This window comes from Paenarthrobacter sp. NPDC089322 (assembly GCF_040684895.1).
Lineage (GTDB): Bacteria > Actinomycetota > Actinomycetes > Actinomycetales > Micrococcaceae > Arthrobacter.
On sequence record NZ_JBFBGW010000011.1, the window covers coordinates 43,430 to 57,387 of the forward strand.

The following is a 13,958-nucleotide window of genomic DNA, read 5'->3' on the forward strand; positions in this document are numbered from 1 at the left end:
CGGCCAGCTTCGGTTTCGGCGATCCAGCCGTTTCTACAGGAACAGTGGCTTTGGGGACTGTCGTCTTGGCTTGCTGGGCAGCTTGGGCGAACGTGACTTTGGTGGCGGACAGCGGAACAGACCCCGACGACGGACCGGACGTCCCGCCGTCGTCCTCCACCGCATGCAGTCGCTCAGACAGTCTCACGAGACCACCACCCTTCGGTGGAGTTTCCGCTGGGCGGTGCTCCGCCACGCAGGGTTGAAGCGCTCCACGAGACGGTTAAGTCCTTTGACCGCCGGATCCTTCGGAGCGTCCTGAAGGACCGGTACTCCCCTATTGGTGGAGAGCGCCACCGCTTTGGACCGGGGGATGCTGACGTCCACGGGGGCGCCCACAGTTGATTCAACATCCTGGACCGACAAACCGGACTTGGAGTCAGCCATGTTGAGCACCACATGCCGGGTTTCCGGCAGCAGGTTCAACCGGCGCAGAATGTCCAAACCTGAGCGAAGGCCCCGAACGCTTGGAACGTCCATTCCCGTGACCCACACTGCATCGGTGCACTGTTCGAGCGCCGCCAAGCCGATTTCCGGGAGCCCGGGGGCCGTATCCACCACCACGTACTGAAATTCTTCAGCCAGTTGCTCAAGCAACCGCGATACCTGGTCGGGAGTAATGTCGTCCGCTTCGACGGGGTTTTTGGGGGCGCACAAGGCGTAGATGCTGGCCGGATGGACGGTGAGGAAGGCCTTGAGCACCAGGGAGTCCTGGCTGGCTGATGGTGTCACTGCATCAGTGACCGTGTGTTCGGGGTTGAGATAAAGTCCAGAGGCGACATCGCCGAATTGCAGGTCCAGGTCCACGATCACCACGCTCATGGGCGCGATCTTTCCCAGGCCCACGGCGATGTTCGTGGCAATCGTCGTCTTGCCTACCCCGCCCTTTGGCGAAAACACGCCGATGACCAAGCCCTTGGGAGCACCGGGTGGTTTAGGTTCTGACGTCCGCTGACGGCTGGCAAACGACTGGCACCCGCGCTCAAGCATGACCCGGATCTCGGCCACGTCCGCCGTGGGGCTCAGGATGTCGCGGAGGCCGGACCGCATCGCTTGGACCACAAAAGACGGATCCGGCTCACTGACTAGAACCACGGACAGTTCCGGCAACTGCACATTGAGCACGGTCGCAAGCCGCAATGCATCCTCCACTGGAACATCGGGGCCGAGGACGAGCACTTCGAGTTGTTCCTGGCTAAGGGCACCGAACAGCTCAGCCGGATCCACGGGCAGGACGCTCGTGAAGAACGTTTGCACGCTTCCGGGCAGGCCGCCGGCCACGGCCAGGCGCAGGCGCTGATCGAATTCAGCACTGGGAGTGATCAGGACAAAGCGGCTCACTTGTACACCTCGCTCCTCTGGATAATCCTTGGCCCGTTTTCCTGGGCATCTGCCGGCTCCTTGCTGAGCCAGATCTTGGCGTACTCCGAGGCGAAAACGATCTTCGTGGCGTCGACGTCGTTTACGGCCACGGTCAAGAGCAGTGATCCGGTGGGCAGCGCACTATCCCGCGGATCGGCGGCTGCGGGCCCGGGGCTGGGACTGGGCGTGGATGAGTTGCTCGCTGCGGCCTCCGGTGCCCGTTGGACGGCCGTCACCAAAACCTTGTGAATGGTCAATTCCGTGGTTTCCTTGTCCGGCTTGGCCTCAATTCCGCCGCTGGCCATCGAAATGAAGATACCGACTGTATCTCCGGGCACCACGCGTCCCCCGACCACGCGCTGTGGCTCCAATTGGAACGAGACTTCCTGGAGTCCGGCGGGCACTTTCACGTTCCCCGAGGTTTTGAGTTCCTCCGGGGCCACGAGGCGTTCGGCAACCAACGGTTCGCCCGGCACAAGGTCCACCGCTGCGACTTTGCCGGCAGATTCGCCCAGTGTGCGTATGGCCGAAGCAGGGACGGCCGATTCCGGAAGCTGTTGGGCCGTCAGGGAGTCCTTCATGGCTTCCACAGGGGTTCCGGCCGGAATAGGCACTTTGACCAGGAGGACATCAACGGGGGCCAGGTTCTGGACGGCGCGTTGGTCCGCGCCCTGGGCGTAGGAGAAGACGAGGATCACACCGATGACTGCCAGCAGAGCTGCTGCCGATCCCGCCAACAATCGTGACTTCACTTATTGCTCCTGTGCTCGGGTAGGAAAGTTAATTGGTCAGGCGCACGATTGTTGCGCCGTCTGCGTCGACGGGCCCCAACGAGTAGCCGTCGGCCAGCGACACGTATTTGACGAAAGTCCCGATGATCCCGCGGCAGTTCCCGGTGCAGGACAGCGCGGAAGGGACGTATGGGCTTGTGTTGCGAAAGGTATCCGGCAGGCCGCTGTTGCCGCTGAACTTCCAGCCGATCACTTTGAACGCGGCAAACGAGGTCAGATGATAGACCGCTCCGCTTCCCGTTCCGGTTACTGCGTTGAAGACCGGCAGCAACACAATGGTGTCCTTGCCGGCGTTGATGGTGTCGGCCCACTTGTTGAGCGTGGTTGAACAATTCACAGGGGCGCTGTTACCAGGCGCGCTGCCTCCCTCGCTGAGGGCGAGGTCGATCGTGCCCCCACAGGAATTGAGGTCCTGGACGGTCCAACCAAAACCGCCAGGTACTACGGCACCCGAAGGTCCATACATGCAGCTGGGGTTGGCGCCACTGCCGTGGGCTTGCAGAAGTTGGGCGGCACCCCCAATGTAACCCCGCACCTGGCACACGGAGAACGCGAGCGGAAACGGCGTGGTACCGGCGAGGGGACTGCCCCATTGAACGGTGGAAGACGTCATCACGTCAGCCGTATTCAGGCCTAACACCCGCCCGAAAAAGAGGGACACGGAGTTGGGTGAACGGCCGGCCTGTTGCGCGCCGGCAGAGACAGTAGCGGTCCGATTCGTCAGGTTAAGGTTGACCGAATTGAGGTTGCCCAGCCCATCCAGCGCGTTCTTATCGACCATATCCTTGGCCAACTGGGACGTGGTGGAACAATTCGGATCACTTGTGTTGGCGGCGCATTTCTGAGCCACGGCGAGGGCAGCGGCATCTGATCCGTTCTGCACCTGCGCCCTCTCCGAGTAGAGCATTCCCACATCCACTGCAATGGCAGCGAAGCCGAGGAGCACCACCAGGATGAGGGCAACGAGGACGGCGACAGCCCCCCGTTCGCCGTCCTCGCTCTCCGCTATCCGCCGCATACCATGACCCCTACACCTTGCATTGGGAAAGGCCCGGCGATTCCAGTGAGGGTGCTGAGCGTGTACTTGATGGTTACTGACATTTGGGCACCGGGAGTGCAGCTCGCGGCGCTGAAAGTGAAGTTCGTGTCGACCAGCTTGGGATTGAGCGTGGCGGCCGCATTCTTGGCCGCCGTCCTTGCTGCCGACTGGTCGTTCGAGATTGCCATAACGCGCACTCCCTCGCGGGCGGCGTTGGAAATCGTCACCTGGGCGTTGTAAGCCCTTCCGAATTCCATGATGCCCAGAACAAGGAGCACCAGTACGGGGGCAAGGAGTGCGAATTCCACTGCCACTGCACCTCGTTCCGAGGCCCTGTCCATGGGAATCCGCCTTTCTCCTTGGCTAATCCGGGCGCGATGAATCGGAGTCCGCCAGTGGGACTTCGACTTGACTGGAAGATCGGGTGGGTGGGAATACCCACCCACCCGGTTTCCCCCAACCCTTGTTACTTGGAGCAGCTGCCAATGACGGCAGGGTTACCACCGGAGGCCGGGGCGGAAGCCGTCCACGTGCCGCCCTTGATGCTGCAGGCTGTGCTGTTGAAGGTCTCGACGAGGTTGCCGCCCAAGAGGGTCACAGCAACGATGATGACGACGGCGATGAGGGCAACCATGATGCCGTATTCGACGGCGGTGGCGCCGGTCTGTTCACGACGGAGGCGCGAGGCGGTGGTTTGGAGGTAAGCAAGCATTTCAAAACTCCTGAGCGAGTTGGGGAGATGTGGGCTGGTCCGTTACCAGCTCCCTAGCAACATATCGCCGCCAAACCCGCTGTTGGCCGGTCTTCGGGACATCCTGTGCCAATGCTCGCGGACCTGCGCATTTCCTGTGCTAAACCTAGGATTTGCGACGGCTCCATGGTCTTTCCCACACGAAAAAGTCCCGGCCGGCGTGTCTTGAAACACACCGGCCGGGACTTTTCAGGAACGAAGTCTTTAGCCCATTGAAGGTGCCACCACTGGCGGGCCTGCAAATTGCTTCCGTGCCCAACGTGCCAGTTTCTTACCCTTGCCCTTCCACCAGTTGTCCTCGTCCGTATCGTGGTGCCACCGGAAAATGATCATCACCAACACCGCGACGCTCATGGTCACGTCGATCCACGCCCAGCTCAATGCGTCAATCAGCGCACTGACCCCCATGACGAGGATTGAGGGTACGGCCAGGGTCTTGAAAATGGTGCTTGCCACGTAGCGCTGGTGCGATTTTGGCAGGGAGAGCGCGCGCACCATGTCGAAACACAGGCACATCACAACCATCGCCTGACCAAGGGAAATCAATATCAGCCCTGGCAGTGACCCGGCGAACATAAATGCTGATTCCATGCCCGTATTCATCGGACGACCGCCGCTGACGCGGGCCAGGCCTCGGCCACCACTCCGTTGCAGGAAACATACATGAGAACAAACCCCCAGAGACCAGGAACTCCAATTGAGATCAACTGTCATCAATTGAATCGGGCTGGCTCATGGGCCGTCACGAGTAGTCTGTACTCGATTCCGCCGCGGGGTACTACTCGGTTGGGTGTCGAGTACTCAGTCCTGAATGAACGCCTTAACGTCCTCCGCCACACGATCCGGGCATTCCCACAGCACTAAATGCCCGGTCTCTTCGTAGATCTTCAATTGGGCGCCGGGGATGCGACCGGCGAGGGTTTCCTGATGATGCCGCGGCACCAGATGGTCGTGAGCGCCCCACAGGATAAGCGTGGGAGCTGAGATTGTGCCGGTCTCTGTCGGTGGCACAGCCTCAAAGAGACCGCGCAAGGAAGCCTTCCAGATGGACGCGGGCATGGCGAGGCCGTCCTGTACACGCGCCTCGATGTAGCTGGGCGGCACCGTGTGGAACAACCGGTACCAGGACAATGAGTCACGGACCCATGCCTCGGAAACGGGGTCCGTCAAGGTATCGACCTCGTCCGCGAAAGACGGTCTCCCCTGCAGGCTCAGCGGCGAGCCAACCAGCACCAGCGATGTCACAAGATCCGGGTGCGTCACCGCCAGTTGTTGAGCCACGTATCCACCACTGGATGACCCAACCACGTGTGCTTTCTTGATGCCCAAGGCCTCCAGAAGCGCAGACATATCCTCTGCTATGTCCGGCAACGCGTATCCTGACTCAGGTTTGTCGGCCCCGCCATGTCCACGGAGATCCGGAGCCACAATCACAAATTCCGGGAGCGCGGCAATCAGCCGCTCAAAACTCCGCCACGATTCGCCCCAGGCGTGCAACAAGACCAAAGGTGCGCCGCCGTCGTCGTCATCCTCCCCTAGCTGCCCCTGAACAAAACAGGGGACGCTGATTCCGGTGCGTGAATCGACGGTCCTTACTTCGGACTCCATTGGCACAGAGTACGCCAACCGTGTCTAAGGAACGATACCTTTAGGTGCCATCCCCCACGGGACGGCACCCATCGCAGCACGCCGAGTCCGTAGCGACACCTTCGTGGGCCGTACCGGGCACCGTGCAGCAGACATCACCGCGCCAGGCGTTGAGCCCCTCGCGTGCCGCGATCCCTGCGATCAGCAGAGCGGCACAAGCGTCTGCCCACCACCACCCGAAGGTGCTGTTCAAGACCAAGCCAATCAGCAGCACGGCAGATAGATACGTGCACAGCAGCGTCTGTTTGGAGTCCGCGACGGCGGTTTTGGAACCGAGCTCGCGTCCGGCACGGCGCTGAGCCCAGGACAGGATCGGCATGATGGCCAGACTCAGCGCCGCGATAAAGATGCCGGGCGTGGAATGCTGTGCTTCTCCCCCTCCGGTAAGCGACCGCACAGCGTCCACCGTGACGAATGCCGCAAGCGCGAAGAAGGATATGGCGATGATCCGCAGCGTCAAGTGCTCCCGCCGTTCCGGATCCTTGGCGGAAAACTGCCAGGACAAGGCGATGGCCGAAGCTACTTCAATCACTGAGTCGAGGCCGAAACCAATCAACGCCGCCGAATCCGCGACGTTGCCGGCCCAGAGAGCGACAACGGCCTCGATGAGGTTGTACGCAATGGTCGCAGCCGCGAAGAGCCGGATCCGACGTGTCAGGACGGTTCGGCGCTTGGAAACCGTGTGGGCGGTGACACTCATGCCAAGCATGTCCCATCCGGGGCACAGCAGTTGGGATCAACAGCGAGAACCACACCGATCAGCTCCTTGATGGCATGGCCCAACCGCGCGTCGGCGAGCTCGTAGCGGGTCCTTCGGCCATCCGGAACACCGACGACCAAGCCGCAACCCCGCAGGCACGCCAGGTGGTTGGACATGTTCTGCCGGGAAACGTCCAAGGAGTCAGCAAGCTCAGACGGGAAGGCGGGCGCTTCCGCCAAGGCTAGCAACACGCGGGCTCTGGTGGCGTCCGAGATGGCATAGCCGAAGCGCGCAAGCACCGGGGCGTGAAGGAGAGCTTCCATCCGCCCAGAATACAGCAGACGGTGTATACAGCGACAACTGTACTGTCTTGGCGTCAGTCCTCGAACTTCAGGGAAACGTCGTCACTTCCACTCATGTGCGCCACGATGTCGGCAGCGACCGCATGCAGTTTCTGGTTTCGATGGCTGGATGCTTTGCCCAGCACCTCGAAAGCTTCCTCGGGAGTGCAGCGGTTCTGGGCCATGATCACACCGCAGGCAAGATCGATGGTGGTCCTGCTGGCCATCGCCGCCTTGAGGTCGATATTCAACTGCTCCACTGTTTCGATCCGGATGGCGAGGCGCAGGGCGCTACCCGCGACGTCCGCGAACGCGGCGGCTTCATGGACAACCTCGTCGGTGAATAAGCCGGCAACAGGGGCGAAGAAGTTGAGCACGGCCTCCGATGTTTCGCCGAGATCCATAGGAACACCCAAGGCGCTGCCGACACCCTCGGCCGCCAACGCCACGCTGTACTCCGGCCACGACGTATCAGTCGAGACATCGTCCAGGAGCATGGGGCGCCCTGCGTCCAGGGCATCCAGGCAGGGTCCCCGCCCTATGCTTTGTTCGATGTGATCAAGATCGACCGCCTTATCGCTGCTTCCTGCGACTGTCGCCGTTCGTTTGCGTCGACGCAAAGTCAGGGCGCAATCAATGGGTGCCCCGGCGGCCTGGCTCATGGCTTTCGAAGCGAAGCCGGTCACGCCCTGCAAAATGCCCTTGATGTCCGCAGTCCCGGTTACCAGTTCGTGCAGGCTCAGGATGTGCTCGGCTTGTCCCGTGGGTTCCATGAGCACCATCGTAGGGCTACGTTGCCCTCCGCGGGGAGCAGAAGGTACATTGCATTACTAAGGAGCCTGATCATTCAGGTGTCGTAGGAGGCAAACGACGACGAGTGGGGACAGCAGCCATGCACGATCCACGGCAGACAGCACGAACCCTCATAGAACACCACGACGTCACCCTTGACCACCTCTGGGTCATGTACTGGGCAGAGGGAGGCAGCGCGCCGCTGCCCAACTTTGAAGCATTCCTCTACGAAGCCCAGGAACCAGCCCCCTTCGACCTGGAAATACTCACATGGGCAATCGAAGACATCGAAGGCGAAGACACTGTCTGGTGGTGATCAGCTGACACCTCGCCCATCGAATGATGCGCTGCTGCTGCCTTGGGGCACCACGACGTGAACCGCGTTGCGTTGAACGGTGAATTCGGTGGGAGTGACCGCGGCGATCTCGCCATCCAGATTCACCGGCATCGGGGGCTGAGTGGCCAAACGAACACTTCGCGTGGCCACATGGAACACACGCTCGTGTTCAACGAAGCTTCCATCCTTGAGCAAACGGGCGATCTTTAGGTGCTCCCTCAGCGGCGCTGCCAGGATCGCGTAGATGTCCAGAGTGTGATCGTCGATCCCGGCCATCGGTGAAACCGTGTTGCCCCCTCCGTAGTGCCGTCCATTGCCGACTGCTACTTGAAGCAAGTTCTCAAGGTCAATCGGTTCATGATCCCCGTCCGGAAACTCCAGGCGCGCCCGGAACGGCTTGTGCCGCGTGTAGGCACGCACGGTGGCAACTCCATATGCCAGCGGCCCGATAAGCCGTTCGAGACGATGGCTCAGCGCCTGGGTGACACCAACCGACAGACCGACGGAAGCGACGTTGAGGAAAGGCTGGCCATTAGCCCGTCCGAGGTCAATATCGACTACTTTCCCATCTGCGACGACGGCGCACGCCTCAGTCAGGCCTTTGGGTATTTCAAGCGTGCGGGCGAGATCGTTGGCGGTGCCCAACGGTAGGACTCCAAGTATGATCTCCGTCCCGGCAAGCACTCCCGCAGCTAAAGACACCGTGCCATCACCGCCACCGACGACCACCATGTCGTGACCGTCCGTCATCGCCCGGTGGAGCGCATCTGCAAGCTCCGCCCCTGACTTCACGGGGTACACGGAGGAGACCGGCACGCCCGCCTTTCGCATCGTGTCCACGGCAAGATCACGTGCCGCAGCGCCACGTCGGGAACCAGCGTTGATGACAACGGCAGCAGAGCGAGCCTGCCGGGCAGCTTTCATGGGGACCATGTTAGGGCGAACGACCTTGGAAAACCCTGCGAGCGCGGCCCACGTTCGGCTGCAGGAAGCTGTATCCTCAGTTTCAGCCACGTCCTGCTGGCCGCTTCTCTGGTTTGGAACAAACACCGCACCGGGGCTGAACCTCAACGTTCCTTGGGGGAACCATGATGTCACCCGCCTCCGCTTTCCGTGGCCGTACACGCTTCAACCCCGCCGGCTTGGCCATAGGAGCTGCCGGGGCGGCGCTCGTCCTGTCCGCTTGCACCGCACTCCCTCTGCCAGTGATGCCCGTTGCAACCACCCCCGCGACGAGCACGGCACCCGCTGAACGCAACAAGGAAATTACGACGGCGGCCTGGGAAGTATCGCTTGACACCATCGGTCAGCCGGTGGTTACCGATGGTATCGCCTTGGTTTACGCGAAGGGCGCCAACGGATTGGCTGCCCACGCCATTTCTGTGGCAGACGGCGAGGAACTTTGGACCCAACCCGTCCATCCGGGCTTCGAAGCGCCCGGCGTTGCCTTGGAAGCTGCCGTGACCCGGACGGCCGGCGGAAGGAGTGCGGCAATCTTCCTGCAGTCCGCCACTCCCCCGGTAGACGACAGTGATACCACGTGGTGGACGGCGCCCGTGGCATTCGACCTGCGAACGGGCAAAGAACTCTTTCACGGCAAGGCCGAACTGGTGACGACCCGTCCCTTCGCCTGCGACGACGTTCAGGACATGTGTTTCATCAGCCTGGACGACTCCTCCCAATCCGTCGAACACTGGATTGACTTGGAATCGGGAGATGAATTGGCCGGACCCGAAGTCAATCCGCTTCCCGGCTATTTTCGTCCCGTTGGCAGAGAGCTGTACTCGGTGGTGGCCAACGGCGTAGAAACGCTGGCCCGCGTCTCCTACGGTGAGGTCCTTTGGAAGCTGGATCTGGAAACCATCTTCGGCAAGGGTGCCACCACCGATTTGGGCTGGCATTTCGTCTACTCCGAAAAGCTGGACCTGTACGTGGGTTCCGTTGGAATCAACCCCACCAACGACAGCGTCGAGAAGATGTGGGAAAAGACCTTCAACTACGATCTCCGCGCGAACAACAGGACTGTGGCTTTCAAAGCCTCAAGCGGTCGGGTCTTGTGGGCTGCCGACGGAGCACACGTCCTGTGCGCAAAAACCGTTGGAACATCAGCCACCAAGCTGAACGGTGAGGGTGCCTATCCGATCAGGTGCGAGTTCACGGAGGGTTACCAGGAATTTCCTTCGGGCAAGTTCCGCGGCGCCAAAGCGAAAGTGGTGGGATACGAGCCACTCACAGGCAAGGCAGTGTGGGAAACCAAACCCGTGGACGTTGGCTGGACCACTGCCGAGCTCATTCCCTCGGTAACCCGTGGCGACTTGGTGATCGCCGCCGTGCCCCAGAGCGTAAACCTCCTTGATACTTCCACTGGCAAGTGGCGTGGAACGAGCTTCGACGACGTGTTTGTGTGTCTGAAAGAGACAACCTACGACCTGCCCGCGGGCGGCCCGACGGAGAGCGGCGAAACCGGAGCGGGAGCAAGCACTGCATTCCCCTGCACAAAGGGCGGCACACCCGTTCCGTCCTTCACCTATGGCGCACTCACTGATGTCAGCAGCACAAGCAACGGCATGACAGTCATCTCCCTGGAGGGCAAAGTGGCCGGTTTTAAACTCCTGAATGAGTTCACTTAAAGTCCCCTCAGGCATTCTTGCGTCCTACGGTTTGCGCGATGGACCTAAGAGCTAAATATTTGTTTACGTTTCACCTCAAAATCAGCCATTGTGTTGTTCAAGTCGTTTGCCGCCTGTAGCGTGTGGACCACCATCACGAAATTCGTGTACATATTCTGGGGAGAAATGCATGAAACGTTCTTTGGTCGCATTCGCAGGTGCCCTGACACTTGCACTTACGGGGGCCTCAGTTCCAGCTTTTGCCAATACCGCGACAACACCGGCGCAGGTCACAACCGGCTTCACCGGACAGGCCTACGGGTCTTACATCTTCAACGCTGACAGGACGCTGACGTCGGGACCGACGGCGAACTCCAGCATTAGCTGCACCGGCGCTACCGGCAAAACGTCCTCCAACAACGCCTCGGGAATCAACGTTTCCTCAGTTGGAACAGTCGGCAATGCCACAACGAGTGTCAAAACCTTGCTGACAACCACAGGTAAGCGGATCGAGGGTCAGTCAACGGTTGCCGGAACCAATTTGCTTGGCGGCCTCATCACTGCAGGAACAATCACCTCAGCGAGCACCGCAGAGAAGAGCACTACCGGCGCCTTTTCCGGAACGAATTCCACCACCATCGCGGATTTGAAAATCATGGGTCTCCCGGTGAGCGCCAGCCCGGCGGCCAACCAGGTACTTGATCTTCAGGCGCCCCTCGTTGGTTCGGTCGGCAAGGTCACGCTCAACGGCCAGGAGAAGCGCCTGGTGAACGGCACCTACCAGGTCTCCACCACAGCGCTGCGTGTGGAAATCCTAAAGGCGGGCTTGCCTGGGCTGAAGATCGGAACGGACATCCGGCTCGGGGTGACCACAGTCAAGCTGTCCGCACCGCAGACAGGCTACCTGGCTGGTACGGGCTACAGCACGAAATCCACGCTGGCCTCGGGCCTGCTCGGGACTGGCACCACCGCCCTTGCCAACGTCAAGTGCGGCGGTGGAACGACAACAGCGAACCTCGCCGCAACGTCCATACCCGGCCTGCTATCCGGAGGAGCATCCTCGACAACGGCTACGGGTGTCCTGACGCCTCAGCCCAAGAGCACCGTATCCACGACGCTGTCGGGGCTCAACGTGCTCAACGGGGTGATCACCGCTGACGCCATCAAGGCGGAAACGAGTGCAACCCGGACGGCAACGGGAACCACGGTCACACTGAAAGACACCTCCACCTTCACCAACCTGAAGATTGCCGGGCTGCCGGCGATCAACGCCTCCGTGGCCCCGAACACTGTTGTCCAGGTGGCCGGACTCGGCCAAGTCACCCTGCACAAGGTCACAAAGTCCTCCACGAAGATCGTCGTCACAATGATCGAGATTGTGCTGAATCAACCCTTTGGCACCTTGCCCACAGGATCAAAGATCCAGGTCGGCTATTCAAGCTCGAGTGTCACGCAGTAGTCGTTCGGTTCCTGCTCTTCCTCAACAACCTTGAATACCCAAAGCGGCCCGCCGGCACTTGCCGGCGGGCCGCTTTGCTTCACGTCACCTACCCCTTAAAAACCGGCGCCCGCTTCTCCTGGAACGCCCGGAATCCTTCGGCGTAGTCGTCGGTCTTGCACAACCGCGCTTGCTCGGTGTTTTCCTCGGCCATCGAAGCCCACAGCCCAAGCCTTTGGTCGCGGATGTGCGCCACGAGTTCCTTCGACGCCACGAACGCGCCGGTAGCACCCGTCGCCACGCGCGCCACGATTTCGCGCGTCACCGGCAGCAACGAATCATCCGGCATTGCCCGGCTGAACAATCCTTGGGCAACCGCCTCGGAACCGGACATGAGGTCGGCCGTGTAGATCAGGTCCAGCGTGCGGTGCATGCCCAGGCGCTCGGTAAAGTACCAGTGTCCGCCGGAATCGAGGGTTGCCCCGAGCTTCGCAAACGGGGATCCGAACTTGGCGTTCTCCGCCACGTACACCACGTCAGTAGCCAGCAGCAGCCCGAGGCCAACCCCTAAACAAGCACCATGCGCGGCGGCAAACGTGGGTGCAGGAAAAGAAGCCATCTTCTTCAACAACGGCTCCACCAGTCCCCCAAGGTACGCCTGCGCGTCATCGGTCTCGGGGGTCACGTCGGCGATGTCGCGGCCGGCACAAAAGGCGCGTCCTTCTCCGCGCAGCAGCAGCGCCCGCACTTCACCGCGTGAGGCCGCGGCAGCAGCGTCGTCGTACGCTTTATCGAGTTCCGCAAGCCCGTCCTCGTTGAGCGAGTTCAGTTTTTCCGGGGCGTTGAGGACAATTTCGGCGATGCCATCGGCAATGGAGAGCTCGATCATGGGGACTCCTTAGACGTCGAAGTCGACGGTAACTTCTTCGCTGGTGGGGTGGGCCTGGCAGGTGAGCACGTAGCCCTTGTCCAGCTCGTCCTGCTCCAGGGCGTAGTTCTCATCCATGGACACCGTACCCGTGACCAGCTTGGCGCGACAGGTCCCGCACACGCCTCCGGCGCAGGCGAACGGGACGTCGGGGCGAACGCGCAGCGCCGCGTTGAGGATTGATTCGCGGGCGTGCGTGGGACTTGCGACGTCGCCGGTGAGGCCGTCCAGCTTGAACGTGATCTTGAAGGTGTCCTGCGACTCGTCCTCCACAACCGGCCTGCCGGAGTGCCCCTCGGGGCGGTCGGGACGCCCGGTGGTGAACAGCTCGAAGCGCACGTGCTCCGGCTCCACCCCGCGTGCGGCCAGGGTGTCGCGGCACAATTGGACCAACTCGAACGGCCCGCACAGGAACCACTCGTCCACATCCTCGGCATGAATCGCAGACGAGAGCAGGGCCTGCAGCTTTTCCGCGTCGATGCGTCCGGTCATCAGCGGGGCGATGCGCTGCTCCCGGGACAGTACGTGATGCAGCGCCAGCCGCGACGGGTACTTGTCCTTCAGGTCCGCCAACTCCTCCAGGAACATGACGTCCATGGCGGCCTTGTTGGCGTAGATCAGGTCAAAGCGGGTCTCCGGGTTGGCGGCGAGCAGCGTCCGCGCTATCGCGATCACGGGCGTGATGCCGGAACCGGCAGCGATCGCCACGAAACTGCCGGCATCGCCTGCCAGCTCCTCCGGGTGGTTCATGGAGTTCATGACGTTGTGCTGGACCGGCGAACCGTCCTTGCCGTGCCGCGAAATGAACGCACCCTGCGGGCTCATGACGTCCAGGACATCGCCGGACTTCAGCTCGGCGTTCGCCCACGTGGAGAAAATGCCGCCAAGGTCCTTCTTGATGGCTACCCGGATCTCGCTGCTGCCGTCCTCGAAGCTGCGCGGCTCTGCGCAGATCGAGTAGCTGCGGCGGACCTCGTGCGGTTCGCCATTCTCGTCCGGCAAGGTCGTCCGCAGCGCCACGTACTGCCCGGGCAGGTAGTCGTACTGACCGGCCAGCTCGGCGGGAACGGCAAACGTCACCTCGATTGCGTCGTCCGTGAGGCGCCGGACTTCCGAGACGGTCAGGTTATGGAAAGACGCACGACGGCGGCTGGCCGTCTGGGTTTCGGTGGTCATGGAATTCC

At 61.4% G+C, this 13,958-nt stretch carries 16 protein-coding genes; 3 read left to right on the plus strand and 13 right to left on the minus strand.

What is annotated here, in order from left to right:
- Nucleotides 1-183: 183 nt before the first annotated feature.
- From AB0N65_RS12555 to AB0N65_RS12600, 10 genes are all read right to left on the minus strand, one after another.
- Nucleotides 184-1,380, minus strand: coding sequence for an AAA family ATPase (locus tag AB0N65_RS12555; RefSeq protein WP_364161682.1), 1,197 nt, complete (start codon nucleotides 1,378-1,380; stop codon nucleotides 184-186).
- Nucleotides 1,377-2,153 carry a Flp pilus assembly protein CpaB gene (cpaB, locus tag AB0N65_RS12560; RefSeq protein ID WP_364161684.1) on the minus strand — a complete coding sequence of 259 codons (777 nt, stop codon included), beginning with the start codon at nucleotides 2,151-2,153 and terminating at the stop codon, nucleotides 1,377-1,379. The genes AB0N65_RS12555 and cpaB overlap by 4 nt, the downstream gene beginning before the upstream one ends.
- Nucleotides 2,154-2,181: 28 nt before the next feature.
- Complete coding sequence (locus tag AB0N65_RS12565; RefSeq protein ID WP_364161686.1) at nucleotides 2,182-3,210, minus strand: Tad domain-containing protein; 1,029 nt, start codon at nucleotides 3,208-3,210, stop codon at nucleotides 2,182-2,184.
- Nucleotides 3,198-3,572 carry a TadE family protein gene (locus AB0N65_RS12570; protein WP_364161689.1) on the minus strand — a complete coding sequence of 125 codons (375 nt, stop codon included), beginning with the start codon at nucleotides 3,570-3,572 and terminating at the stop codon, nucleotides 3,198-3,200. The genes AB0N65_RS12565 and AB0N65_RS12570 overlap by 13 nt, the downstream gene beginning before the upstream one ends.
- Nucleotides 3,573-3,697: 125 nt before the next feature.
- A complete protein-coding gene (locus tag AB0N65_RS12575) occupies nucleotides 3,698-3,943 on the minus strand; it encodes a Flp family type IVb pilin (protein ID WP_364161692.1) in 246 nt (81 codons plus the stop codon).
- 243 nt (nucleotides 3,944-4,186) lie between these two features.
- Nucleotides 4,187-4,573, minus strand: a complete 387-nt coding sequence (locus tag AB0N65_RS12580) for a hypothetical protein (RefSeq protein WP_364161695.1) — start codon at nucleotides 4,571-4,573, stop codon at nucleotides 4,187-4,189.
- A 210-nt stretch (nucleotides 4,574-4,783) separates the two neighbouring features.
- A complete protein-coding gene (locus tag AB0N65_RS12585) occupies nucleotides 4,784-5,590 on the minus strand; it encodes an alpha/beta hydrolase (protein ID WP_364161698.1) in 807 nt (268 codons plus the stop codon).
- 40 nt (nucleotides 5,591-5,630) lie between these two features.
- Nucleotides 5,631-6,329 (minus strand): cation transporter, encoded by a 699-nt coding sequence (locus AB0N65_RS12590; protein WP_364161701.1) that lies wholly within the window; start codon nucleotides 6,327-6,329, stop codon nucleotides 5,631-5,633.
- Nucleotides 6,326-6,652 carry a metalloregulator ArsR/SmtB family transcription factor gene (locus AB0N65_RS12595; protein WP_364161703.1) on the minus strand — a complete coding sequence of 109 codons (327 nt, stop codon included), beginning with the start codon at nucleotides 6,650-6,652 and terminating at the stop codon, nucleotides 6,326-6,328. The genes AB0N65_RS12590 and AB0N65_RS12595 overlap by 4 nt, the downstream gene beginning before the upstream one ends.
- 53 nt (nucleotides 6,653-6,705) lie before the next feature.
- Nucleotides 6,706-7,443, minus strand: coding sequence for a GAF and ANTAR domain-containing protein (locus AB0N65_RS12600; RefSeq protein ID WP_364161706.1), 738 nt, complete (start codon nucleotides 7,441-7,443; stop codon nucleotides 6,706-6,708).
- Nucleotides 7,444-7,547: 104 nt separating this feature from the next.
- Between AB0N65_RS12600 and AB0N65_RS12605 the strand changes: the two genes are divergently transcribed.
- Nucleotides 7,548-7,778, plus strand: coding sequence for a hypothetical protein (locus AB0N65_RS12605; protein WP_364161708.1), 231 nt, complete (start codon nucleotides 7,548-7,550; stop codon nucleotides 7,776-7,778).
- Here AB0N65_RS12605 and AB0N65_RS12610 read toward each other — a convergent pair whose 3' ends face one another.
- Entirely contained in the window at nucleotides 7,779-8,723 is a 945-nt protein-coding gene (locus AB0N65_RS12610; protein WP_364161903.1) for a lipid kinase, read from the minus strand. It lies immediately after the preceding gene.
- Between the two features lie 164 nt (nucleotides 8,724-8,887).
- On the opposite strand from AB0N65_RS12610, the gene AB0N65_RS12615 reads away from it, so the two are divergent.
- Both AB0N65_RS12615 and AB0N65_RS12620 read left to right on the plus strand, forming a co-directional pair.
- Nucleotides 8,888-10,429: a hypothetical protein gene (locus AB0N65_RS12615; protein WP_364161711.1), complete on the plus strand. Its 1,542-nt coding sequence runs from the start codon at nucleotides 8,888-8,890 to the stop codon at nucleotides 10,427-10,429.
- A 169-nt stretch (nucleotides 10,430-10,598) separates the two neighbouring features.
- The gene (locus AB0N65_RS12620) at nucleotides 10,599-11,867 is read left to right on the plus strand and encodes a choice-of-anchor P family protein (protein WP_364161714.1); all 1,269 of its coding nucleotides are present in this window, start codon (nucleotides 10,599-10,601) and stop codon (nucleotides 11,865-11,867) included.
- Between the two features lie 88 nt (nucleotides 11,868-11,955).
- Here AB0N65_RS12620 and AB0N65_RS12625 read toward each other — a convergent pair whose 3' ends face one another.
- The gene (locus AB0N65_RS12625) at nucleotides 11,956-12,735 is read right to left on the minus strand and encodes an enoyl-CoA hydratase-related protein (protein WP_364161717.1); all 780 of its coding nucleotides are present in this window, start codon (nucleotides 12,733-12,735) and stop codon (nucleotides 11,956-11,958) included.
- Nucleotides 12,736-12,744: 9 nt separating this feature from the next.
- On the minus strand, nucleotides 12,745-13,950 hold the full coding sequence (gene paaE / locus AB0N65_RS12630; protein WP_364161720.1) for a 1,2-phenylacetyl-CoA epoxidase subunit PaaE: 1,206 nt from the start codon (nucleotides 13,948-13,950) through the stop codon (nucleotides 12,745-12,747).
- Nucleotides 13,951-13,958 lie beyond the last annotated feature (8 nt).

Excerpts from the sequence above, each read along its gene's own strand:
- AB0N65_RS12585 (WP_364161698.1), bottom strand. The coding sequence starts at position 5,590 with ATGGAGTCCGAAGTAAGGACCGTCGATTCACGCACCGGAATCAGCGTC.
- AB0N65_RS12570 (WP_364161689.1), bottom strand. The coding sequence starts at position 3,572 with ATGGACAGGGCCTCGGAACGAGGTGCAGTGGCAGTGGAATTCGCACTC.
- AB0N65_RS12590 (WP_364161701.1), bottom strand. The coding sequence starts at position 6,329 with ATGAGTGTCACCGCCCACACGGTTTCCAAGCGCCGAACCGTCCTGACA.
- AB0N65_RS12610 (WP_364161903.1), bottom strand. The coding sequence starts at position 8,723 with ATGAAAGCTGCCCGGCAGGCTCGCTCTGCTGCCGTTGTCATCAACGCT.
- AB0N65_RS12625 (WP_364161717.1), bottom strand. The coding sequence starts at position 12,735 with ATGATCGAGCTCTCCATTGCCGATGGCATCGCCGAAATTGTCCTCAAC.
- AB0N65_RS12600 (WP_364161706.1), bottom strand. The coding sequence starts at position 7,443 with ATGGAACCCACGGGACAAGCCGAGCACATCCTGAGCCTGCACGAACTG.
- AB0N65_RS12575 (WP_364161692.1), bottom strand. The coding sequence starts at position 3,943 with ATGCTTGCTTACCTCCAAACCACCGCCTCGCGCCTCCGTCGTGAACAG.
- AB0N65_RS12565 (WP_364161686.1), bottom strand. The coding sequence starts at position 3,210 with ATGCGGCGGATAGCGGAGAGCGAGGACGGCGAACGGGGGGCTGTCGCC.
- AB0N65_RS12595 (WP_364161703.1), bottom strand. The coding sequence starts at position 6,652 with ATGGAAGCTCTCCTTCACGCCCCGGTGCTTGCGCGCTTCGGCTATGCC.
- paaE (WP_364161720.1), bottom strand. The coding sequence starts at position 13,950 with ATGACCACCGAAACCCAGACGGCCAGCCGCCGTCGTGCGTCTTTCCAT.
- AB0N65_RS12620 (WP_364161714.1), top strand. The coding sequence starts at position 10,599 with ATGAAACGTTCTTTGGTCGCATTCGCAGGTGCCCTGACACTTGCACTT.
- AB0N65_RS12580 (WP_364161695.1), bottom strand. The coding sequence starts at position 4,573 with ATGGAATCAGCATTTATGTTCGCCGGGTCACTGCCAGGGCTGATATTG.
- AB0N65_RS12615 (WP_364161711.1), top strand. The coding sequence starts at position 8,888 with ATGATGTCACCCGCCTCCGCTTTCCGTGGCCGTACACGCTTCAACCCC.